Source organism: Micromonospora sp. NPDC047074 (assembly GCF_040643815.1).
Classification (GTDB): domain Bacteria; phylum Actinomycetota; class Actinomycetes; order Mycobacteriales; family Micromonosporaceae; genus Micromonospora.
Map to the genome: position 1 here is coordinate 42,832 of NZ_JBEYVB010000018.1, position 21,149 is coordinate 63,980.

Here is a 21,149-nt window from a genome sequence, read left to right on the forward strand (position 1 = left end):
TCAGCACCGCCGGCGGGTGGCCGACGCCTGGAGCGTGGGCCGGCGGACCACCGCGATCCGGTCGCCCCGGGCGCGCAGCGACGTCCGCCCGCCGCGCCCGCGGCGTACGGTCAGGTCGACCGTGCGACCGCCGACCCGTACGCCCTCCAGCACGAGGTCCGGCAGCCACTCGGGCAGATGCGGGTCGACGAAGATCGTCCGAAGCGGGGCGGCCGGGCGCAGCGCCAGCAGTGCCTGGACCAGCGCGACGACGGCGCTGGCCGACCACGCCTGCGGCGAGCAGGAATCCGGATAGACGCCGGGATGCGGGTGGGCGGCGTCGCGGGGCAGCCCGCTGAGCACCTCCGGCAGGCGGTGCTCGGCGAAGATCGCCGCCCCGGCGAACATCCCCTCGGCGAGCCGGTGCAGGTGCTCCCAGCAGCCGTAGCGGGCCAACCCCAGCCCGATCGTGCCCGCCTCCACCGGCCAGACGCTGCCCCGGTGGTAGCTGAACGGGTTGTACGCCGGGTGGGCCGAGGACAGGGTGCGGACCCCCCAGCCGCTGAACATGTCGGGGGCCAGCAGCCGGTCGGCGACGAGCGGGGCGATGCGGGCGGGCACGATCCCGGTGGCCAGCAGGTGACCGTCGTTGGAGTTGACCGAGCGGACCTGCCGCTTGTCGGGCCCGAGGGCCATGGCGTGGCAGCCCTCGTCCGGCATCCAGTAGGCGCGGTGGAAGCGGCGGCGCAGGGCGGCGGCCCTGCGGACCAGCCCGGCGCCGAAGGCGGGATGGCCGGTCGCGGCGAACACCGCTCCGGCGTGCCGCAGCGCCGCGTACCAGTACGCCTGCAACTCGCTGCTCGCGATCGGGTTCGGCACCACCACGCCGTGCTCGTCGACGACGGCGCTCTCCGAGTCCTTCCACCCCTGGTTCTTCAGGCCGACGGGGGACCGGCGGTGGTATTCGAGGAAGCCGTCCCGGTCGAGGTCGCCGAACCGGTCGATCCAGCCGAGGACGCGCCGCGCGGTCGGCAGCAGGTCCCGTACGGTGTCGAGGTCGCCGGTCCAGGCCAGGTACTGGCCGAGGAAGATCAGGAAGTCGGGCGCGGTCGACCAGTCGCCGTAGTAGCCGTCGAACGGGTCGATCCCGAGCGTGGACACCGGGCCCCGCCGGGCCTCGTGCAACGGCTTGCCGGGTTCCTCGTCGCGCCAGTCGTCGATGCGCCGCCCGATGTGGTGGGCGTTGAGCCGCAGGCTGTCGGCCAGCATCGTCGGCCCGGCGAGCAGCGCCTGCCACGACGCGGTCATCGTGTCGCGGCCGAAGATCTCCTGGTAGATCGGCAGGCCCGCCATCGGCGCCGTCGGGCCCTCCGGTTCGCCAAGCGGCAGCACGGCCAGGTCGTCGACCGCGCACCGCCAGGCGGCGGTGACGTCGAAGTTGCTGCTGTGCAGGCGGGCGAGTTCCCGGGCCAGCGTGCCGCGGGCGCGGGCGGCGGCGTCGTCCGGCTCGTCGAAGGCCGGCGGCGGTGCGGTGAGGCGCCGCCCGTCGAAGACGGGTTCGACGAGGAGTTCCACCCGGCGGGATCCACCGGGCGGCACCGCGACGTCGACGGTCAGGGTGCCGTCGGCGTACCGGACGGGCGAGTCGGCCCGTACGCCGATCGCCACCGCTCGGTCGAGGCCGTCGCACCGGTAGGTCAGGCGCAGCTCCCGGCTCCCGTCGTCCCAGCTCGCGTCCACGGCGCCGGACTGCACCCGGTGCCCGGACTCGGCCTCGCTGGTGTCGGCGAAGTCGGCGTCGAGCTGGATCCGCAGCCGCGGCTCGATCGGCGTCGCCGCGTAGCTGGACACGGTCAGCCGGGTGCGCAGCCCCTCGCCGACGAAACGCTCCACCAGCAGGTACGCCGCCTGCGACGGCAGCGTCTCACCGTCGCCGAGGGCGGCGTACGAGAGCTGGGCGTGCCCCGCCACGTTGGCCGTGCTGAACGGGACCGGCTCCCGGCCGTCGACGCTGAGGCGTTCCGTGCTGAGCACCCGCGTGTTGCGGGCGAAGAAGCCCTGCGGATCGGCGCCGGTGATCCGCCCCCGGACGTCGGTGACCAGCGTGCTCCAGCCGCTCGCCACGTAGAGCAGGTCCGGGCGGACACGCAGGTTGCGGACCCGGGTCATCGCGGCCGGGGTGCGCTCGCCCTTGGGCGGGCGCACCGGGCGGGCCGGGCGGGCACAGGCGTTGACAGCATCGGGCGCACCCCCTGGCCGGCGGCTGCGGGCCAGGGCACACCGTGGGCGTGGCCCGGGCCCGCCGGACAGCGGTCCCTACCCGCTGGTGGCCGGCGTACACCTGCGGCTGCGCCGCGTCTCCCGCGTCGGGGGCCGCCCGGCAAGGCTCAGCCCTGGGCCGGGCTGATGTTCACCATCCAGCCGATGCCGAACCGGTCGATGCACATGCCGAACTCGTCGCCCCACATCTGCTTGTCCAGCGGCACCGTCACCGTGCCGCCGTCTGCGAGCCGCTCCCAGAAGCCGCGCAGCTCGTCGGAGTCGTCGCCGCTGAGGCTCACCGCGACGTTGTTGCCGGGGTCGTGCTCCATGCCGGGCGCGGTGTCCGAGCCCATCAGGGCGAAACCCTGGTCGGTCTCCAGCAGCGCGTGCATGATCTTGTCGGCGAGCGTCGGGTCGTCGGTACCGAACTCGCCGAAGGTGCTCGTCGACAGCGAACCGCCGAACACCCGCTGGTAGAACTCCATCGCCTCGCGGGCGTTGCCGGGGAAGCTGAAGTACGGGTTGAGTCGAGACGCCACAGCACCCTCCTCCGCTCGTGACCGCCTCATCGTCGCAGATCAGGCGGTTGGTGCGGGTCAGGTGCGACCGCGTTTCGCCGGCCCGTGGGGCGAGGGCTCCCACGGGCCGGCGACGATGGTCAGTCCCGGAACGACCGGCGTACGACGCCGCCGACGACCGCGCACCAGGTGTCGAGGTCGAGCTTGCCGTGGGCGGGCAGGCGGTGCAGACGCTGGACGTCCTTGACGGCCGTCCTGGTCGCGTGGTCGTACTCGCCGGTGACCGCGACCTCGGGGTAGCCCCGGAAGTTGAGCAGGAACTGCGCGGCGGTGACCGGCGCGCCGCTGGCGTCGGTGCCCAGCTCCGGCACCAGGGTCTCCCAGGTGGGCGTCGTGACGGTGGCGTCGACGTCTACCGGGATGCCGTTGCGGTACTGCCAGTCCTGCACGGCGGCGACGGTGGCGGCGTCGAAGACGCTGTTGACCGGCACGGCGTAGCCCCGGTGGGCCAGCAGGTACTGCACCACCCGGACGGACGGGGAGCCGACGAACCGCCACAGGTCCGGCCAGCGGCGGGCCGGCACGTCGGCGAGGTCGGTGCCGAGCGAGTCGAAGACCCGGCGGCGCAGCGTGGGGAACTGCCGGTAGAAGGCGGCGCCGGGGCACAGCGTGGTGCGGAAGTCCCAGTGGCCGAAGATGTCGTGGGCGTGCAGCCCGTACTGCCGGCAGATGGTCGTGCAGAGCTTGACCAGCGAGTCGAGCAGGGCCTCCGGCGGCGTCTCGGTGACGTACGTGCCCTCGTTCTCGATGCCGATGGCCCGGCCGTTCTCGCCCGGGCAGTGGGCCGAGATCATCTGCCGGTCGCCGGCCTGTAGCCGCTCCAGGCTGCCCCGGCGTCCCTCCAGGACGTGGCCGCCCCGGCTGACGGTGAAGTGCTGGCCGGTGTCGGACCAGCCGTTGCCGTCCATGTGCAGGTTCTGGCAGTCGCGGGCCAGCTTGATCGCCTGCGCCTCGGAGTAGTCGGTGACGTTCGGGAACGCCATGTGGTGCACGATGATCTTGTTGGTGGGGATGGCGCTGACCGCCAGTGGGTCCTTGGGCGGGCGCGCGCCCCACTCGTCGCAGCTGTAGATCCAGTCCAGGTCGGCGCCGGGGTCCGCCTGCGCGGCGGACGGGAAGGCGAGTTCGCTCCCGACGACCGCGACCGTGGCGGCGCCGAGGCCGGCTCGCAGCAGCGTCCGGCGGTCCAGTGCGGATTGTTCGACGTGCACGACATCTCCTCTGTGGCCAGGGCACCCAGGTGAAAATGACCTTCATGGGTGCGGGCGTGCACTGGAGGATATTGCCAAGTCTCGGCGCTGCGCCAGGGGTTGCGCGTCCTTGATCAGGCCGGAATGCCGGGCGCGGTTGACATGAAGTCCGCTTCAGCTCCTACGGTCGCGGCGTAGCCCAAGGAAGAGAAGACACCTTCTTCCGTCGAAAGGAACCTGATGCGACTGCCCAGCCTGCTCCGCCCGCGTACCGCCGCGAGCGCCCACTGCGACCTCCCCTGCGGGGTATACGACCCCGCGCAGGCCCGGATCGAGGCCGAGTCACTCCGGGCGATCTGCGAGAAGTACCAGGCCAGCGAGGACCCGGAGTTCCGGACGCGAGCGCTGGTCATCAAGGAGCAGCGGGCCGAGCTGGTCAAACACCACCTGTGGGTACTGTGGACCGACTACTTCAAGGCGCCGCACTTCGAGCGGTACCCGCACCTGCACGGCCTGTTCAACGAGGCCACCAAGCTGGCCGGCGCGGGTGGCGCGAAGGGCTCCGCGGACCCGGCCGTGGCGGAGCAGCTCCTCGCGAGGATCGAGGAGATCTCGAAGATCTTCTGGGAGACCAAGCAGAACTGAGCCGTGGGCGCCGGGTGGTGCCCGGCCGCCGAGCCTCCTGCCGGCCGGGCACCACCCGGGCGTCGTCGCCCCCGCTCAGAGCACCTGGGACAGGAACCGGCGCAGCCGGGGATGCCGGGCCCCTTCGAAGATCGCGGCCGGTTCGCCCGCCTCCAGCACGACGCCACGGTCCATGAACGCGACGGTGTCGGCGACCTCGCGCGCGAAGCCCATCTCGTGGGTGACCACCACCATCGTCATGCCGCCGGCGGACAGCTCGGCCATCAGCCCCAGCACGCCCTTCACCAGCTCCGGGTCCAGGGCCGAGGTCGCCTCGTCAAAGAGCATCACCTGCGGCCGCAACGCCAGCGCGCGGGCGATCGCGACCCGCTGCTGCTGCCCGCCGGACAGGTGCGCCGGCCGGGCGTCGGCCTTGGCGGCGAGCCCCACCAGCTCCAGGTGGCCGCGGGCGACCGACACCGCCTCGTCCTCACCGAGCTTGCGGGTGCGGCGCAGCGCGAGGGTGACGTTGCGCAGCACGCTCATGTGCGGGAAGAGGTTGAACTGCTGGAAGACCATGCCGACCCGCTGCCGCAGGGCGTCCGGGTCGTCGCGCAGCACGCTGCGCCCGTCGAGCAGCACGTCACCCTGGTCGGGCTCGATCAGGCGGTTGATCGTGCGCAGCAGGGTGGACTTCCCCGACCCGGAGGGGCCGATCACGCAGGCCGTCGCCCCGCGCGCCACGTCCAGGTCCACGCCGCGCAGCACCCGGTGCGCCCCGAAGGCCAGGTGCACGTCGCGGACGCTCAGGCTCACCGAGGTGGCCGTGTCGATGCTCATCGCTGGTTGCCTCCCGCCGCCCCCGGCAGCGCCAGGTCGAGGTCGTCGTCGGTGTCGGCGGCGGACGCGGCGGCCTGCCGACCGTGCCGCAGCCGCCGGTCGATCCAGTTCACGGTGTGCGTCAGCGGCACGGTCAGCGCCAGGTAGAACAGCCCGGCCAACAGCAGCGCCGACTGGTTGCCGGTGTTCGCCGCGTAGTCCTGCCCGATCCGGAACAGCTCCCGCTGGCTGGCCAGCAGGCCCAGGAAGTAGACCAGGCTGGAGTCCTTGATCAGCGCGATCAGCTGGTTCACCCAGGCCGGCAGCACCCGCCGGATCCCCTGCGGGACGATCACCAGGCGCATCGCCTCGCCCCAGGACAGCCCCAGGGCCCGGGCCCCCTCCAGCTGGGTGGCCTCCACCGACTGGATGCCGGAGCGGAAGATCTCGCCGATGTAGGCCGCCGCGATCAGCGACAGCGCCAGGATGCCCAGCGGATACGGGTTGGGGCCCCACACCCGCATCCCCAGCGGCGCCAGGCCGACGCCGATGAGCAGGATCGTCGCCGCGGCCGGCAGGCCGCGGAACACGTCGGTGTAGACCCGGGCCGGCCAGCGCAACCAGCGGGTACGCGAGATGCCGGCGACGGCCAGCCCCATGCCCAGCACCGAGCCGAGCAGGGCGGCGGAGAACGCCAGGATCAGCGTGTTGGGCAGCCCGACGGTCACCATCTCGGGTAGCGCCTCGCGCATGGAGTCCCAGTCGAAGAAGGTCTCCCACAGGGTGCTCAACGGATCCATCGGTCGCCTCTCCTACCGCCCCGCTCGCTCGTCATCCGTACGTCTCAGGAACTCGCCGACGGCGACGGCGCCACCACCGCGCCGCTGCCCGGCCTGAAGTCGGCCGGGATCGGCCGGCCCGGGTAGTACTGGGCCTGCAGCCGGCTCCATGTGCCGTCCGCGATCACCTCGTCGAGGCCCTTGTCCAGCGCCTCGCGCAGCTTGTCGTTGCCCTTGGCGAACGCGTACGCCGTGGGAGCCGGGCTGAGCAGCTTTGCCGCCACCTTGATCTTGCCGGCGCTGTCGGCGGCCGACTTGTCACCGATCTCGGCGGGGGCGATCCAGGCGTCGGCGGTGCCGGCCTTGAGCTGGTTGATCGCGCCGTTGTAGTCGGGTACCCGGACCGGGTCGAGCCCCTCGCCGGTGGCGTAGTCGTCCTGGACGGTGCCCTGCACGACGACCACCCGCTTGCCGGCGAGCTGGTCGAAACCGGTGATGGACGAGCCGGCCGGCACGTCGAGCCCGAAGTGGCCGAAGTCGTAGCCGTTGCCGAAGTCGACGGTCTTCTTCCGGGCCTCGGTGATGGTGATCGAGGAACTGCCGATGTCGAACTTGCGGTTGTTGACCTGGGCGAGCAGGGCGGAGAAGTCGGTGCCGACGAACTCCACCTTCAGGCCGACCTTCGCGGCGACCGCAGTGAGCAGGTCGTTGTCGAAGCCGGTGAATTTGCCGTCCTTGAGATAGACGTTCGGCGGCGCGTCGGTGAGCGTGCCGGCGCGCAGCACGCCCGGCTGGAGCAGGCCGTACGGGTTGTCGGCCGAGGCGGTGGACGCGTCCTCGCCGCCGCAGGCGGCCAGCGCGGTGGCGGCGAGGACGGCGGCCACGCCGAGGGCGGCGGCCCGGGTGAGGGCAGGAAGAATTCGCACAGGTGTCTCCGAATGGGTGTTCCGGCGGCGGGAACGGGCGTGCGCCGCCGACGGTGCGCCCGGTGGGCGTACCGCTGGGATGGTCCGGGGAAAGAAGAGGTGCCGCGCCTAGCGCGGGGCGCCGGGGCGACAGGAGGTGGCGCAGACCCGCATCATGTCGACGTGGCGACGGCGGGTCAGGGCCGGCGACGCCGGACCCACGGCGGGAACCGCCGGTGGGGCACCGCTGCAGATGATCATGGCTCTCCTCGGTCGGGATCGACCTGGGAACCAGGCCGCACTTGCACCGGAGCAACTCCGGTGCCTGGTCTTCACCCGGGGCACCCCTGCGCGGACGAGGGTTGCCGGCCAGCGAGCCGGGGCTTGACGCTGACGCTCATGACCTGCCGCCGAGGCTAGCAGCCCGCCGGGGTGGGCCGTCCAGCCGCTATGACGACCCTCACCCGGGGCCGACGGACCCGCGGCCGGGCGTCACTCCTCGATCGCCCCACCGACGTGCCGCAGGTGCCGCCGGAAGGTGTAGGCCGGATCGGCGGCCCGGCGGGCCAGGTAGTCGGCGAAGGCCGTCTGCTCCCGCAGCGTCTCCCCGGCGCGGATCCGCCGCGCCTGCACCCGCTCGACGTCCCGGATGCGTTCCGCCGCCGCGCACAGCTCGGCGGCGCGCCCGGCCGGGAGGAAGAGCACCCCGTCGTCGTCGGCGACGACCAGGTCGTCGGGGCCCACCGGATGCGGCCCGACCCGGGCGCTGGTGAGCGTCTCCGGCTCCCGAGGGTCGAGCCGGGTCGGGCCGAGGGGGAGGCTGCCGTAGCTGAACACGGGCAGGCCGATCTCCACCAGCTCGGGCGTGTCCCGGTGCAGGCCCCAGACCACGAGGCCGGCGATCCCGGCCGCGACGCCCTCCAGCACCGCCAGGTCCCCGACGCACGCCTCGTCGGTCCGGCCGCCGTTGTCGATCACGAGCACGTCGCCCGGGGCCGCGCCCGCGTACGCCTCCAGGAACACGTCCACGCTGCCGTGGTGGCGTACGGGCAGCACCCGGCCCGCGAGGCGGTGACCGGGCACGACCGCCCGGATCCCGGCCGGCGCGGCGCGCGGCGGCACACCGAGGCGTACGCAGGCGTCGGCGATCAGCGGCGTGGACAGGTCGGCGAAGCGCTCCCGCATGACGTCCTCCCGGCGGTTGCCCGAGTCGTGGGCGGTCATCGTAGGGAGGGCGGTCGGCCCGGTGGCGAGGGCCAATCCGGCGCGGCTGGCCCCGCGCGGTGGCGGCGTCCGGGTCTAGACTGTCCACCGTGATCCCGTCGCACGCCGTCGCCGCCGCGCACGGCCGCTGGATCACCCCGGACGTTCCGCTGTACGGCGACGGCCACGAGCGGTCCGACTACATTCCCTGACCAGGCTGGTGCTCCGCCCTCATCCGGTCCATCTCCGCCCTGATCTGGGAGCGCCGAACCATGCCCATTTCCGACGACACCAGAGCCGTGCCGCCCGCCGACCGTCCATCCGCCGACGGGCCGCCCACCGACTCCACCGATCCCACCGATCCCACCGATCCCACCGAAACCTCCGCCCTCGCGGTGCTGCGGGTGCCGCAGGTCGCCCGGGTCCTGGCCGCCAGCCTGCTCGGCCGGATCCCGCTCGGCGCGGCCCCGCTGGCCCTGCTCGTCTTCGCCCGGGAGACGATGACGCTGACCGTGGCGGGCCTGCTGGTCGGCGCGTTCACCGCCGGCACGGCCGTGGGCCAGCCGCTGCTCGCCCGGATGGCGGACCGGTGGCGGCAACCGCCGGTGCTGTGGCTGGCCGTGGCGGCCTCGACGATCGGCTTCGCGCTCACCGCCGCGCACGTCAACCTGCCGGTGACCGTGTTCGCCGCCGTCCTGGCCGGACTGGGCGCGCCGCCGTTCGAGTCGTGCCTGCGGGTGCTCTGGCGCGACCTGCTCCCCGCGCACCGGGTGCAGACCGCGTACACCCTGGACATCGCCGTACAGGAGGCGATCTTCATCCTCGGGCCGGTGGTCACGCTCGCCGCCGTGGGCCTGGTCGGACCGACCGGCGGGCTGGCCGCCGCCGCGCTCTTCCAGGCCGCCGGCACCGTCTGGTTCGCCACGACCGACGCGGTCCGGCGCTGGCGGGGCGAGCACGCGGCACGGCACTGGGCCGGGCCGCTGCGCGCCGGCCGGCTCCGGCTGGTGCTCGCGGCACTGCTGCTGGTCGGCGCGGCCGTGGGCAGCGTGACCGTCGCCGCGACCGCGTACGCCGAGTCGGCCGGGGCCCGGTCCTGGGCGGGCTGGCTGCTCGCCGCGCAGGCCACCGGGGCGCTGGTCGGCGGCCTGCTCCTCGTCCGCTTCGGCGGGCTGCGCCGGTACGCCACCCTGCCCCGGGCGGTCGCGGTCTTCGCCGTCGGCTACCTGCCGCTGCTGCTCACCCCCGCCCCGCCGGTGATGCTGGTGCTGATGGCGGTCAGCGGGCTCGCGCTGCCGACGGTGCTGACCATCGCCTTCGTCGCGCTCGACGACCTGGCACCCGCGGGCACGGCCGCCGAGGCGTTCGCCTGGGCGGCGACGGCCTTCTCGGCCGGCAGCGCGGGTGGCGCGGCGGCGGCCGGGGCGCTGCTGGACGCCGCCGGCGAGGTGACCGTCGGTTTCCTGATCGCCCCGCTGAGTGCCCTCGCGGCCTGCGGGATCGCGCTGCTGGGCGCCCGCGGCGCCGCCCGGGCCGGCGCCGGACGATAGCCCCGGCGCAGGTCGCCCGACCTGCCACCCCGGCCGGACGTCGGGATCCGGCTTTCCCGGCCGGGGGTCGGGTCTCTCCCGGCCCGGGGTCGGGCTTTCCCGGCCCGGGGTCGGGCTTTCCCGGCCCGGGGTCGGGCTTTTCCGTCCCGGGCGGGCCCTCCCGCTCCGCCCGGCTCACGGCCCGCGCGGTCCAGGACGCGCTGATCGCCGATCCTGGGACTACTTCCCGCCGGGACGGGAAAGGGCCGGCCCGGGGAGCCGCGCGGAGTCGGGGGTGCCGTGGAAGCCGTGGTGATCGGCCTGGTGATCGTGATCGTGTTCGTGGCGCTCGTCGGCGCGTTGAGTGTCCGGCTGGTGCAGCAGTACCAGCGCGGCATCGTCTTCCGGTTCGGCCGGGTGCTGACGCCGGTCCGGGAGCCCGGCCTGCGGCTGATCGTCCCGGTCGCCGACCGGATGGTGCGGGTCAGCATGCAGACGACCGTGATCGGGGTGCCCCCGCAGGGGGCGATCACCCGGGACAACGTCACCCTCACCGTCGACGCGGTGGTCTACTACCGGGTCGTCGACCCGGTGAAGGCGCTGGTCAACGTCCGCGACTACCCCTCGGCCGTGCTCCAGGTGGCGCAGACCGCGTTGCGTTCGGTGATCGGCAAGGCCGACCTGGACACCCTGCTGGGCGACCGGGAACGGATCAACGCCGAGTTGAAGGCCGTCATCGACGCGCCGACCGAGAAGCCGTGGGGGCTGCTGATCGAGCGGGTGGAGGTCAAGGACGTCGCGCTGCCCGAGGGGATGAAACGGTCGATGTCCCGCCAGGCCGAGGCGGAACGCGAACGCCGCGCCCGGGTGATCGCCGCCGACGGCGAGTACCAGGCGTCCCGCCGGCTCGCCGACGCGTCCCGGGCGATGGCGGGCACGCCGGGGGCGTACCAGCTGCGGCTGTTGCAGACCGTGGTGGACGTGGCGGCGGAGAAGAACAGCACCCTGGTGATGCCGTTCCCGGTGGAGCTGCTGCGCTTCTTCGACAAGTTCACCCGCGGCACCGAGCCGCTGGCCGCCGAGCAGCCGCAGTCCGAGCGTCCGCAGACCGAGCAGCCACCGGCCGGGCGTACGGAAGCCGCGGTGCCCGCCTCCGGCGACGGCCACCGGCACCCGCCGGCCTGACCCACGGCGGCGTGGCCGCCCCACACCCGACTTGCCTGCGGGTGGTACGAGTGGCGTGTGTCCGTAACCGACCATGTCCCCGTTCGCCGGGACGACCCCGGACGTCCAGGGGCCGGAAGCAACCGTTGCGCCGATTGCCCCACCGGCCTCCGTGACCACAATGGCCACCGGAGGCGGCTTCACCGTCCCAGCGACGGGGAGGTGGACGCGTGACGGGCTGGCAGGTCTCCGGCTACCGCGCGGTGCGGCAGCTCGGTGCCGGCGCGTCCGGTCGGGTGGACCTCGCCGTGCACGACGCGACGGGCACCCCGGTCGCGATCAAGTACCTCACCGGCGGCATCGGCGACGACCCGTCGTTTCGTACCGCGTTCCGCGCCGAGGCCAGGCTGCTGGCCGAGATCGACGATCAGCACGTCTCCCGTCTCTACGAGTACGTCGAGTCGCCCACCGGCGCGGCGATCGTCATGGAGCTGGTCAACGGGGTGTCGCTGCGGCAGATGCTGCGGGCGCACGGGCCGACCGCCCCGGAGTCGGCGCTCTGCGTCCTCAAGGGATCCCTGGCCGGGCTCGGCGCGGCACACGCCCGGGGCGTCGTGCACCGCGACTACAAGCCGGAGAACGTGCTGGTCACCGCCGAGGGCACCAGCAAACTCGCCGACTTCGGCATCGCCATGCCGGTGGGCGGCAGCTCGGGGGTCAGCGTCACCGGCACTCCCCGGTACATGGCACCCGAGCAGTGGACGGGCGCGCCGGCCAACCCGGCCTGCGACATCTACGCCGCCACCGCCACCTTCTACGAGTGCCTGACGGGCCGGCCACCCTACGACGGGCGGGACCTGCTGACCCTGCGCCAGCAGCACGCCCACGCGCCGATCCCCACCGAGGCCGCCCCCGAGCCGGTGCACGACCTGCTGCGGCACGGCATGGCCAAGCAGCCGGCCGAGCGGCCGCAACCCGCCCAGGTCTTCCTCGCCCTCCTGGAACAGGTCGCGGCCGAGGCGTACGGGCAGCGGTGGGAGGAACGCGGCCTGCGCGAGCTGGCCCGGCGGGCGGCACTGCTCGCCGCTCTCTTCCCGTTCCCGGACGGCACCGGGGGTGCCACCAGCCTGGCCAGCACCGCGTTCGACGAGGGCAGCAACCGCTGGACGTGGCTGCGTGCCGGAAAGGCCCGCGCGGTGCTGGTCGGCGGCGGGTTGGCCGCCGTGCTGGTCGTCGGTGGCGCCGGGCTGAGCTACGCCGGTCGCGACGAGCCGTTGCCCGCCGCCGGACCGGCCGCGCCGGAGGTGACGACGGCCCCGACCGGCGAGCCGTCCCCGTCGGTCGCCGCCCAGTCCCCGACGCCCGCGTCGACCCCGACGCCCTCGGCCGCGCCGACCGGGACGACGGCGGCACCGGACCCCGACGACACCGGGGCGCCACCGTCGTCGACTCCCGTCACGCCGACCGCGTCGGCCAGCACCAGCCCGCCGCCACCGGGCGACACCGTCGCGCCGTCCGTCGGCAGGGTCGCGGCCAGCCCGACCAGCCTGGACCCCGGGGGCTGCCGGTACGGGCCGACGTCCAGCACCGTCTCCGCGGTCGCCTCCGACGACCTGACGCCGGTCGAGAAGCTGCGGGTGAGCCTCCGGTACACCCTGGACGGTCGCACCGTCGAGGTGGCGATGCGCGCGGGTGGGCGCGGGGTGTTCCAGGGCGTCCTCGGCGACCTGCCCCGGCCGGAGGGACCGACCGAGATCCCGGTCCGGGTCGTCGCCGTCGACGAGGCCGGCAACGCCTCCTCCAAGGGCTCGACGGTGTACGTGATGCTGCGCGACGACTGCACGCCGGGCTGAGCCCGGACAACCGGATGACGACCACGACGACGGAGGGCGGGCCGCCGTGACCCAGCCGAACGACCCGACCGAGGCACTGCCCACCCACCGGCCGCCGGCCGACGGCGCGGCGAGCGCCCACCACCCGCACCCCTCGGCCGACCCCACGGTGCACCTGACCCCGGGCGACGCCACCGTTCACCTGGCCTCGGCCGACGCCACCGTCCACCTGGCCTCGGGCGACGCCACCGTGTATTTGGCTGCCGACGAGTCGACGGCACCTCTGGCCACCGCCGACCAGACCGTCCACCTGGCCGCCAGCGAGCCCACGACGACCCTGGCCTCCGGCGAGCCCACGACGACCCTGGCCTCCGGCGAGCCCACGACGACCCTGGCTTCCGCCGACGCCACGGTGCACCTGGCGACCGGTGAGCCGACGGTGCCGTTGCCCGCTGGCGAGGCGACCGTGTACCTGGCCGCCGGTGCGCCGCCGGCCCACCCTGCCACGGGGGAGCCGACCGTCTACCTGGGCGCCGGCGAGTCGACCGCGCCCCTGCCGGGGGCGGCGGTGGTGGCCGGGGCGATGGCCACTGCCGACGAGACCGTCCGCCTGGCCACCGGGGAGCCCACGACGCGCCTGACCCCTGGCGGGCCGACGACACCGGGGCATCCGATGGGCGGGCCGACGACGCCGCGGCATCCGATGGGCGGGCCGACGACGCCGCGGCACCCGGCGGGCGGGCCGACCGGGTCGTGGCAGCCGGCGCAGACCGCCACGGGGGACCGGACCACCCCGATGGCGGCCGTCGAGACCGGGCACACCGCCGGCGCCGGCTTCACCACCACGGTGGGGCCCACCGCCGGAGCCAGGCCGTTCGCCGGGGCAGGGTCCTCCGCCGTGGCTGGGCCTTTCACCGGGGGCGGGCCCACCGCCGGGGGCGGGACGGGAACCCCCTTCGCCGGGCCAACGGGCGGGGAGCTGCGGTTCGGGCCGGGCGTACCGACGACACCGCCGCCGGCACCCGCGTGGCCGGCACCGGCCGCGCGAATGCCGGCACCCCGGCGGCGCTCGACGTGGCGGATGGTGACCTCGGTGCTGTCGACCCTGCTGACCATCGCGCTGCTCGCCGCCGTGGGCCTCTATCTCTGGCAGCGGATCAGCCCGCTGGAGGTCACCGGGGTGGCGGTGGCGGTACCCCGGCCGGCCGGGGACCGGTGCGACGTCACCGTCGACGTGGTGGCCACCGTGTCGACGAACGGCCGGGCGGGGGAGATCCGTTACCAGTGGCTGCGCAGCGGCAGCGCGCCCGGCAGCCCGCTGACCGAGCGGGTCGGACGGGGGCAGCGCACCGTCGAGCTGACGCTGCGCTGGACCTTCAGCGGCGTGGGACGCACGACCGAGACCGCCACGGTCACCATCACCTCCCCGTCCCCGGTGCAGGCCCAGGCCCCGGTGTCCTACGACTGCCGGCGCCGCTGACCGGTGTTTCCCCGCGCGCCGTGGGGGGTAGGTCGGCCCGGACGAACCAGATCCGGTGTGGAGGACTACCGATGAGAGACAACTTCGGCGACGCGGTGGGGGACGCCCTCGGGTCGGTGATGCTTTTCCTGCCGAAGGCCGTCGCCTTCGTGGCCATCCTGGTGGCCGGATGGCTGATCGCCAAGGCCGTGCTGAAGATCGTGGACAAGGTGCTGGAGCGGGTCGGCTTCGACCGCGCCGTGGAACGCGGCGGGATCCGCCGGGCCCTGGCCCGCTCCCGGTACGACGCCAGCGACATCGTCGCCAAGCTCGCCTACTACGGGGTGCTGCTGGTGACCCTCCAGTTGGCCTTCGGCATCTGGGGGCCGAACCCGATCTCGGACCTGATCGCCGGCGTGATTGCCTGGCTGCCCCGCGCCTTCGTCGCGATCGTCATCGTCGTGGTCGCCGCGGCCATCGCCAACGCGGTGAAGGACATCGTCAGCGGCGCCCTGGGCGGGCTGTCGTACGGCCGGTTCCTGGCCACCATCGCCTCGGTCTTCATCCTCGGCCTGGGTGTCATCGCCGCGCTCAACCAGATCGGGGTGGCCACCGCGGTCACCACTCCGGTGCTGATCGCGGTGCTGGCCACCATCGGCGGCATCCTGGTCGTCGGGGTCGGCGGCGGGCTGGTCCGTCCGATGCAGAGCCGCTGGGAGTCGTGGCTGGCCCGGGCCGAGCAGGAGTCGCGGCAGATCGCCACGCACGCCCGCGCCTACCAGGCCGGTCGGCGGGACGCCGAGGCCCACCTCGCCAACGGGGCTCCGGGCGGCACCCCGGTGCCCGGCGGCGACCCGGAAGACACCCAGGTGGTCTCCGCGCCGCGCGTCGACGCCGACCCGGAGGCGACGCAGGTGATCTCCGATCCGCGGGTCGACGTCGCGCAGACCGTGCCGGCGCCCCGGCGGGGCGACCCGGACGCCACCCAGGTCACCGCCCGAGGTGCCGGCGTGCCGGCCGCGCCGACCAGCGTCGACAGCGAGGCCACCATGGTCATCCCGCCGGTGGGCGGGGAGCGGGAGCACCGCTGACCACCGCCGCCCGGGGTGGGATCCGATCAGGGATCCCACCCCGGCGTGTGTCCGGCGAATGGGCGTGACCGCCCGGGCCGGCGCGGCTACCATCGCCGGCATGACGTGGCGATGTTGATGCACTGCTAGGGGCCACTGCCGTGGGCCGCCGCGGTCGCCGTACGTCCGGCGTCCGCTTCGTCCACCCAGGAAGGTCCCATGACTGTCCACCCTCCGCGCGTCTGGAAGCCGCGCGTCCACCGCCTGGCGGCCACCCTCTACGGGTACGCGTTCCTCACCGAACTCGTCCTGCTCTACCCGCTGTACGCGCTGCTGTTCAGCGACACCGGCCTGTCGGTCTGGCAGATCTCGTCACTGTTCGTGATCTGGTCCGCCAGCAGCATCGTGCTGGAGGTGCCCTCCGGCGCGTTGGCCGACGCCGCCTCCCGACGGCTGCTGCTCTGCCTCGCGCCGCTGGTCACGGCCGCCGGCTTCGCCCTCTGGGTGCTCGCGCCCTCGTACCCGGCCTTCGCCGTCGGGTTCGTCCTCTGGGGCGCCGGCGGGGCGCTCGCCTCGGGGGCGTTGGAGGCGCTGGTCTTCACCGAACTCGACCGGCTCGGCGCCGCTGGCCGGTACGCCCGCGTCATCGGCCGGTCGAAGACGGCCGGGACGCTCGGCGTGCTCACCTCGATCCTGCTGGCCGGCCCCGTGTTCGCGGTCGGCGGCTACCCGGCCGTCGGCGCGGCCAGCGTGCTCGCCTGCCTGCTCGCCGCCGCCGTCGCCACCCGCCTGCCGGAACACCGCCACGCCGTGACCGGTACGGCCGCCGCCACCGCTGACGGCACGGTTCAGGCCGGACCGGAGGAAAGCGGACGGGACGTCGATGCCGGACCGGGGGGCAGCGGACGGGACGTCGATGCCGGACCGGGGGGCAGCGGACGGGGCGTCGATGCCGGGGCCGGCGAGGACGACGAGGAACTCGGCTGGTGGGCGAGCCTGCGCGCCGGGTTCGCCGAGGTCCACGCCGACCGGGCCGTCCGCGCGGCGGTGCTGCTGGTCGCGGTGGTCGCGGCGGTCTGGGGCGCCCTCGACGAGTACACCCCGCTGCTGGCCCGGGACACCGGCGTCGGCGAGGCGACCGTGCCGCTGCTGCTCCTGCTCACCTGGGCGGGGGTGGGCGCGGGCGGCCTGCTGGCCCCGGCGGGGGAGCGGCTGACCGCCCGTGGGTACGCGGGGCTGCTGGCGCTGTCCGCCCTGGCCCTGGCCGTCGGGGCGCTGCTCGCCCGGCCGGTGGGCTTCGCGCTGGTCGCCGTCGCGTTCTGCGGCTTCCAGCTCGCCACCGTGCTCGCCGACGCCCGGTTGCAGGCCCGGATCACCGGCGCCAGCCGGGCCACCGTGACCTCGCTGGCGGGGATGGCCACCGACCTGACGATCATCGCGGTCTACGGCGGGTACGGGCTGCTCGCCACCGGGGCCGGCAACGGCGTCGCGTTCGCGGTGGCCGCCGTCCCGTACCTGATCGTCGCCCTGCTCCTGCTGACCCGCCCCCACCGCCCGCCCCACCCCCGGCAGTAGCGCTCCGGGGCGCCCCAGCCCGTCGATCTTGCACTTTCGGCCCTGACAAAGGGGGCATTCCTCGTATTCAGAGGGCCGAAAGTGCAAGATCGCGAGGGGGGGCGGGCGCGGCGCGGGGCGGGGCGGGGCGGGGCGGGGGCGTCAGGGGGTGGGTGTTTCGCCGGTTTGTTCCCAGATGGAGCTCATCTCGTCGAAGGCCTGCTCCATGAGCTGGACCATGGCCCGCCGGGCGCGTTCGCCGTCGCGTCGCTGGATCGCCTGGGCGACCTCGGCGTGCAGTTGGAGGGCCTGCTCGTGCGGGTGGTGCGGCATGAGGTGGTGCTGGTGCCGGCCGGTGAGTACCTCCGCGATCAGGTCCTGCAACCGGACGAACATCTCGTTTCCGGACGCGACCAGGATCCGCCGGTGGAACTCGATGTCGAGCTTGAGGAAGCGTTCCTCGTCGCCGGCCTTGCCGGCGGCCCACATCTTCGCCGCGAGCCCGACGAGGTCGCTCGCCTCGTCGTGACCGACCCGGGTGGCGGCGAGCCAGGCGGCGTGCGGCTCGACGGCGGTGCGCAGCTCGGTGATCGAGCGGAGCTGGACGATGCGGCCGGCCGAGGCGAGCCGCCAGCGGATCACCTGCGGGTCGAAGACGTTCCAGGCCTCCGGCGGACGGATCATGACCCCGACGCGGCGGCGGGTCTCGATGAACCCGATCGAGGCGAGCACCCGCAGCACCTCGCGGACGACCGAGCGGGACACGGCGTAACGCTCGACCAGCTCGTCGATGTTGAGGACCGACCCGGGTGCCAGCTCGCCCCCGCAGATGGCCGTGCCGAGGCGGTCGAGGACACGTGCGTGCAGCCCGGGCTCGGCGGGAGCGAGCCGGGCGGCGGCAACCCCCGGGGAGGACGATTTCACGCGGCGGAGCATATCAGTTGGGTTTCCCACTTGTATAAGTCTGCTTTTTCGGCCTAGCATCCCGAAGTTAAGCGGATGTAAACCGCGAGGTGGCGGCCCACCCGTCCGGGCGGCGGCCACGGCCACGGCAAAGGAGAGATGGACGTGAGACGTCGCTCAGTAATCGGGACTTCCCTGGCGATGGTCGTCGCCCTCGGCCTGTCCGCCTGCGGTGGCGGCGGGGACGACGCCGGCAGCTCCAACACCGTCCGCGTGACGCTGGTGAACCACGTCTGGACGGAGAACATCAAGAAGGCCCTGCCCGAGTTCGAGAAGCAGTCGGGCCTGAAGGTCGAGGTCACCCAGCTCGGTGAGGACCAGCTCTCCGACCAGTACAACGTCAAGCTGAACGCCGGGTCCACCGACCTGGACGTGATGATGTACCGGCCGCTGCAGGAGGGGAAGCTGTTCGCCAAGAACAAGTACCTCGCCGACCTGACCGACAAGAGCAAGTCGGACAGCGCGTTCGAGATCGGTGACTTCCAGTCCGGACCGGTCCAGGCGACCACGTACGAGGACAAGCTGGTCGGCGTGCCGATCATCACCGAGCAGGAGGTCCTCTACTACCGCAAGGACCTGCTGGAGAAGTCCGGCTTCACCGCCCCGCCGAAGACCCTGGACGAGCTCAAGGCGCAGGCGGCGAAGGTCGAGGCGGACAACCCGGGCGTGGCGGGCTTCGTGTCCCGCACCGGCAAGGCCGCCGCGGTCACCCAGTTCTCCAGCTTCCTCTACAGCTTCGGCGGTGACTTCGTCGACGCCAACGGCAAGGCCTCGGTCAACACCGAGCAGGCCAAGCAGGCGTACGCCTACTACGGCGGGCTGCTGCGCGAGCACGGCCCGGAGAACATCAGCACCGACATGAGCTGGTCCGAGGCGATGGCGATCTTCACCCAGGGCAAGGCGGCCTTCTACACCGAGGCCAACTCCCTCTACAAGAACGCCACCGACCCGGCCAAGTCGAAGGTCTCCGAGACCGTCGGCTTCGCGGCCTTCCCGGCCGGCCCGGCCGGCTCGAAGCCGTACAACATCCCCTCCTGGGCGCTGGGCGTCAACGAGTCGTCCAAGAACCAGGACAACGCCTGGAAGTTCATCCAGTGGGCGGCCGGCAAGGAGCAGGCGCTGGCCCAGCAGAAGGCCGGCGTGCCCAGCGCCCGTACCTCCGTCTGGGAGAACCCGGAGGGCGCGGCGACGTACCCGAAGGACCTCGCCGAGGCCACCACGGTCAGCACCGCCAACGGCGTGGGCCACGACCGCCCGCTGGTCGTGAAGGTCGCCGAGGCGCGCGAGATCGTCGGCCAGCCGATCGTCGACGCGATCACCGGCAAGGACGCGGCCGCCTCGGCGGACGCGGCCAACGAGAGGTTCCAGAAGTTCCTCGACGACGAGGCGAAGTAGCCCGAAGCGCAGGTGGCGGAGCCGGTCGGCTCCGCCACCCCGCGTCGGGACCCTGGCCCTGACCCTTTCGGAGACCTCATGTCAGCCGTCACCACACCAGTCACCACCTCGCCCGAGGCGCGTCCGGCGCCCCCGGAGACGTCGGGCTGGTCGCGCTGGGCCAACGAGCACCGCAAGTGGCTCTTCGCGGCACCCGCCATGTTGTTCGTCGCCGTGCTGATCGTCTTCCCGGTCGCCTGGACCGGGTATCTCAGCCTGACCGACGCCGAGGGCTCGGTGCGCGCCGTGAGCTCCTTCATCGGCATCCAGAACTACCTCGACGTGCTCGGCGACACCGAGCGGTTCTGGCCGGCCGTGTGGCGCACCGCCCTCTTCACCGGCGTCGTGCTCTTCTTCGAGGTCGTCCTCGGCATGGCGATCGCCCTGCTGCTGTGGCGGCCGTTCCGCGGTGAGAAGTGGGTCCGGGTCGCGATCCTCCTGCCGCTGGTGGCCACCCCGGTCGCGGTCGGCATGATGTGGCGGCTGATCTTCGACCCCAACATCGGCATGGCCAACCAGATGCTCGGCTGGGTCGGGATCGGCCCCCAGCCCTGGCTGTCCGGGCAGTCCTCGGCCCTGCCGACGACGATGTTCATCGACATCTGGCAGTGGACCCCGATGGTCGTGCTGATCCTGCTCGCCGGCCTGACGTCGCTGTCCGACGAGCCGCAGGAGGCGGCGCTGATCGACGGCGCCAGCACCTGGCAGCGGTTCCGGCACGTCACCCTGCCGCTGCTGATGCCCACCGTGATCGTCGCGATCCTGCTGCGCGGCATCGACGCCCTGAAGACCTTCGACATCCTCTACGCCACCAAGGGGCGCGGCGGCGGGTCGTTCCACGAGGTGGAGACCCTCAACGTGTACGCCTACGGGCTCAGCTTCGACTACAACGACTACGGCGTCTCGTCGACGGTCCTCATCATCTTCTTCCTGATCATCATCGGGGTGATGTGGGCCCTGACCTCCCGCAAGAAGGGGCTGAACCGATGAAGCTGCGCAGGCCGTACAAGGTCTTCCGGACGGTCGCCCTCGTCCTCGTGGTGTTGTCGCTGATCGCGCCGCTGGTGTGGATGGTCGCCGCCTCGCTGAAGACGAACGTCGACATCTACGACACCGAGAAGGCCTTCGTCTTCTCCCCGACGCTGGACAACTACGCCAACGTCCTCCAGCAGGCCAACTACATCCAGTTCATCGGCAACAGCCTCTGGGTGGCGCTCGCCGCCACCGTGCTGTCGCTCGTGCTCGGGGTGCCCGCCGCGTACTCGATGAGCCGCTTCAACATGAAGAAGTCGGCGCTCGTCGTGCTCATGGCGCGGGTCATCCCCGGCGTCTCGCTGCTGGTGCCCTGGTACTACGTCTTCTCGAACCTGCAGATGGTCGGCGGGTTCACGGTGCTGATCCTCAGCCACATGTTCGTGTCGCTGCCGTTGATCGTCTACATCATGATGGGCTACTTCGACGGCCTGCCGGCCGAGTTGGAGGAGGCGGCGCTCGTCGACGGGCTGACCCACATCGGCGCGTTCCGCCGGATCACCCTGCCGCTGTCGGTGCCCGGCATCGCCACGGCCGGCATCCTGTCGTTCATCTTCTCCTGGAACAACTTCATGTTCGCCCTCGTGCTCTCCGGGGCCGACACCAAGACGCTCCCGGTGGCGATCTTCGACTTCGTCGGCTACGCCAGCATCGACTGGGGCGGCCTGATGGCGGCGGCCACCGTGGTCACCCTGCCGATCATGCTGATCGCCCTGTTCGTGCAGAAGTACGTCGTCTCCGGCCTCACTGCCGGCGCCACGAAGGGCTGAGGA

General features: G+C 73.0%; 18 protein-coding genes and 1 riboswitch. Of the genes, 10 read left to right on the forward strand and 8 right to left on the reverse strand.

Features of this window, described 5'->3' with window-relative positions; all coding sequences use genetic code 11:
* The 3 genes from ABZ809_RS21400 to ABZ809_RS21410 all read right to left on the reverse strand — a co-directional run bounded on the left by ABZ809_RS21400 (nt 1) and on the right by ABZ809_RS21410 (nt 4,030).
* A complete protein-coding gene (locus tag ABZ809_RS21400; RefSeq protein WP_357564324.1) occupies nt 1-2,184 on the reverse strand; it encodes a glycogen debranching N-terminal domain-containing protein in 2,184 nt (727 codons plus the stop codon).
* A 182-nt stretch (nt 2,185-2,366) separates the two neighbouring features.
* Nucleotides 2,367-2,780, reverse strand: a complete 414-nt coding sequence (locus ABZ809_RS21405; RefSeq protein ID WP_357564325.1) for a VOC family protein — start codon at nt 2,778-2,780, stop codon at nt 2,367-2,369.
* Nucleotides 2,781-2,899: 119 nt separating this feature from the next.
* Nucleotides 2,900-4,030: an N-acetylmuramoyl-L-alanine amidase gene (locus ABZ809_RS21410; protein ID WP_357564326.1), complete on the reverse strand. Its 1,131-nt coding sequence runs from the start codon at nt 4,028-4,030 to the stop codon at nt 2,900-2,902.
* A gap of 219 nt (nt 4,031-4,249) precedes the next feature.
* On the opposite strand from ABZ809_RS21410, the gene sodN reads away from it, so the two are divergent.
* Nucleotides 4,250-4,654 carry a superoxide dismutase, Ni gene (gene sodN / locus ABZ809_RS21415; protein WP_357564327.1) on the forward strand — a complete coding sequence of 135 codons (405 nt, stop codon included), beginning with the start codon at nt 4,250-4,252 and terminating at the stop codon, nt 4,652-4,654.
* Nucleotides 4,655-4,729: 75 nt separating this feature from the next.
* On the opposite strand, the gene ABZ809_RS21420 is transcribed toward sodN, so the two are convergent.
* From ABZ809_RS21420 to ABZ809_RS21435, 4 genes are all read right to left on the reverse strand, one after another.
* Nucleotides 4,730-5,467: an amino acid ABC transporter ATP-binding protein gene (locus ABZ809_RS21420; protein WP_357564386.1), complete on the reverse strand. Its 738-nt coding sequence runs from the start codon at nt 5,465-5,467 to the stop codon at nt 4,730-4,732.
* Between the two features lie 2 nt (nt 5,468-5,469).
* A complete protein-coding gene (locus tag ABZ809_RS21425; protein ID WP_357564328.1) occupies nt 5,470-6,252 on the reverse strand; it encodes an amino acid ABC transporter permease in 783 nt (260 codons plus the stop codon).
* A gap of 44 nt (nt 6,253-6,296) precedes the next feature.
* A complete protein-coding gene (locus ABZ809_RS21430) occupies nt 6,297-7,157 on the reverse strand; it encodes an ABC transporter substrate-binding protein (protein WP_357564329.1) in 861 nt (286 codons plus the stop codon).
* A 272-nt stretch (nt 7,158-7,429) separates the two neighbouring features.
* Nucleotides 7,430-7,541, reverse strand: a riboswitch (SAM riboswitch).
* A gap of 87 nt (nt 7,542-7,628) precedes the next feature.
* Nucleotides 7,629-8,360, reverse strand: a complete 732-nt coding sequence (locus tag ABZ809_RS21435; RefSeq protein WP_357564330.1) for an RraA family protein — start codon at nt 8,358-8,360, stop codon at nt 7,629-7,631.
* Between the two features lie 251 nt (nt 8,361-8,611).
* On the opposite strand from ABZ809_RS21435, the gene ABZ809_RS21440 reads away from it, so the two are divergent.
* The 6 genes from ABZ809_RS21440 (at nt 8,612) to ABZ809_RS21465 (ending at nt 16,968) form a co-directional block, all read left to right on the forward strand.
* Nucleotides 8,612-9,889 (forward strand): MFS transporter, encoded by a 1,278-nt coding sequence (locus tag ABZ809_RS21440; RefSeq protein ID WP_357564331.1) that lies wholly within the window; start codon nt 8,612-8,614, stop codon nt 9,887-9,889.
* A gap of 279 nt (nt 9,890-10,168) precedes the next feature.
* The gene (locus ABZ809_RS21445; protein WP_357564332.1) at nt 10,169-11,053 is read left to right on the forward strand and encodes an SPFH domain-containing protein; all 885 of its coding nucleotides are present in this window, start codon (nt 10,169-10,171) and stop codon (nt 11,051-11,053) included.
* Between the two features lie 209 nt (nt 11,054-11,262).
* Nucleotides 11,263-12,885, forward strand: a complete 1,623-nt coding sequence (locus ABZ809_RS21450; RefSeq protein ID WP_357564333.1) for a protein kinase — start codon at nt 11,263-11,265, stop codon at nt 12,883-12,885.
* 46 nt (nt 12,886-12,931) lie between these two features.
* Nucleotides 12,932-14,344 (forward strand): hypothetical protein, encoded by a 1,413-nt coding sequence (locus tag ABZ809_RS21455; RefSeq protein ID WP_357564334.1) that lies wholly within the window; start codon nt 12,932-12,934, stop codon nt 14,342-14,344.
* Between the two features lie 71 nt (nt 14,345-14,415).
* Nucleotides 14,416-15,414, forward strand: a complete 999-nt coding sequence (locus tag ABZ809_RS21460) for a hypothetical protein (protein WP_357564335.1) — start codon at nt 14,416-14,418, stop codon at nt 15,412-15,414.
* Between the two features lie 198 nt (nt 15,415-15,612).
* On the forward strand, nt 15,613-16,968 hold the full coding sequence (locus ABZ809_RS21465; protein ID WP_357564336.1) for an MFS transporter: 1,356 nt from the start codon (nt 15,613-15,615) through the stop codon (nt 16,966-16,968).
* A gap of 141 nt (nt 16,969-17,109) precedes the next feature.
* Here the strand turns inward: ABZ809_RS21465 and ABZ809_RS21470 are convergent, their stop codons facing one another.
* Nucleotides 17,110-17,871 (reverse strand): FadR/GntR family transcriptional regulator, encoded by a 762-nt coding sequence (locus ABZ809_RS21470; protein WP_357564337.1) that lies wholly within the window; start codon nt 17,869-17,871, stop codon nt 17,110-17,112.
* A 144-nt stretch (nt 17,872-18,015) separates the two neighbouring features.
* On the opposite strand from ABZ809_RS21470, the gene ABZ809_RS21475 reads away from it, so the two are divergent.
* The 3 genes from ABZ809_RS21475 to ABZ809_RS21485 all read left to right on the forward strand — a co-directional run bounded on the left by ABZ809_RS21475 (nt 18,016) and on the right by ABZ809_RS21485 (nt 21,146).
* Nucleotides 18,016-19,305, forward strand: a complete 1,290-nt coding sequence (locus tag ABZ809_RS21475; protein ID WP_357564338.1) for a sugar ABC transporter substrate-binding protein — start codon at nt 18,016-18,018, stop codon at nt 19,303-19,305.
* A gap of 78 nt (nt 19,306-19,383) precedes the next feature.
* On the forward strand, nt 19,384-20,334 hold the full coding sequence (locus ABZ809_RS21480) for a sugar ABC transporter permease (RefSeq protein WP_357564339.1): 951 nt from the start codon (nt 19,384-19,386) through the stop codon (nt 20,332-20,334).
* A complete protein-coding gene (locus ABZ809_RS21485; protein ID WP_357564340.1) occupies nt 20,331-21,146 on the forward strand; it encodes a carbohydrate ABC transporter permease in 816 nt (271 codons plus the stop codon). The genes ABZ809_RS21480 and ABZ809_RS21485 overlap by 4 nt, the downstream gene beginning before the upstream one ends.
* Nucleotides 21,147-21,149: the final 3 nt, after the last annotated feature.

What these genes read in the sequence shown, in the direction of transcription:
- sodN (WP_357564327.1), top strand. Translation starts at nt 4,250, where the DNA reads ATGCGACTGCCCAGCCTGCTCCGCCCGCGTACCGCCGCGAGCGCCCAC.
- ABZ809_RS21425 (WP_357564328.1), bottom strand. Translation starts at nt 6,252, where the DNA reads ATGGATCCGTTGAGCACCCTGTGGGAGACCTTCTTCGACTGGGACTCC.
- ABZ809_RS21435 (WP_357564330.1), bottom strand. Translation starts at nt 8,360, where the DNA reads ATGACCGCCCACGACTCGGGCAACCGCCGGGAGGACGTCATGCGGGAG.
- ABZ809_RS21440 (WP_357564331.1), top strand. Translation starts at nt 8,612, where the DNA reads ATGCCCATTTCCGACGACACCAGAGCCGTGCCGCCCGCCGACCGTCCA.
- ABZ809_RS21460 (WP_357564335.1), top strand. Translation starts at nt 14,416, where the DNA reads ATGAGAGACAACTTCGGCGACGCGGTGGGGGACGCCCTCGGGTCGGTG.
- ABZ809_RS21465 (WP_357564336.1), top strand. Translation starts at nt 15,613, where the DNA reads ATGACTGTCCACCCTCCGCGCGTCTGGAAGCCGCGCGTCCACCGCCTG.
- ABZ809_RS21480 (WP_357564339.1), top strand. Translation starts at nt 19,384, where the DNA reads ATGTCAGCCGTCACCACACCAGTCACCACCTCGCCCGAGGCGCGTCCG.
- ABZ809_RS21485 (WP_357564340.1), top strand. Translation starts at nt 20,331, where the DNA reads ATGAAGCTGCGCAGGCCGTACAAGGTCTTCCGGACGGTCGCCCTCGTC.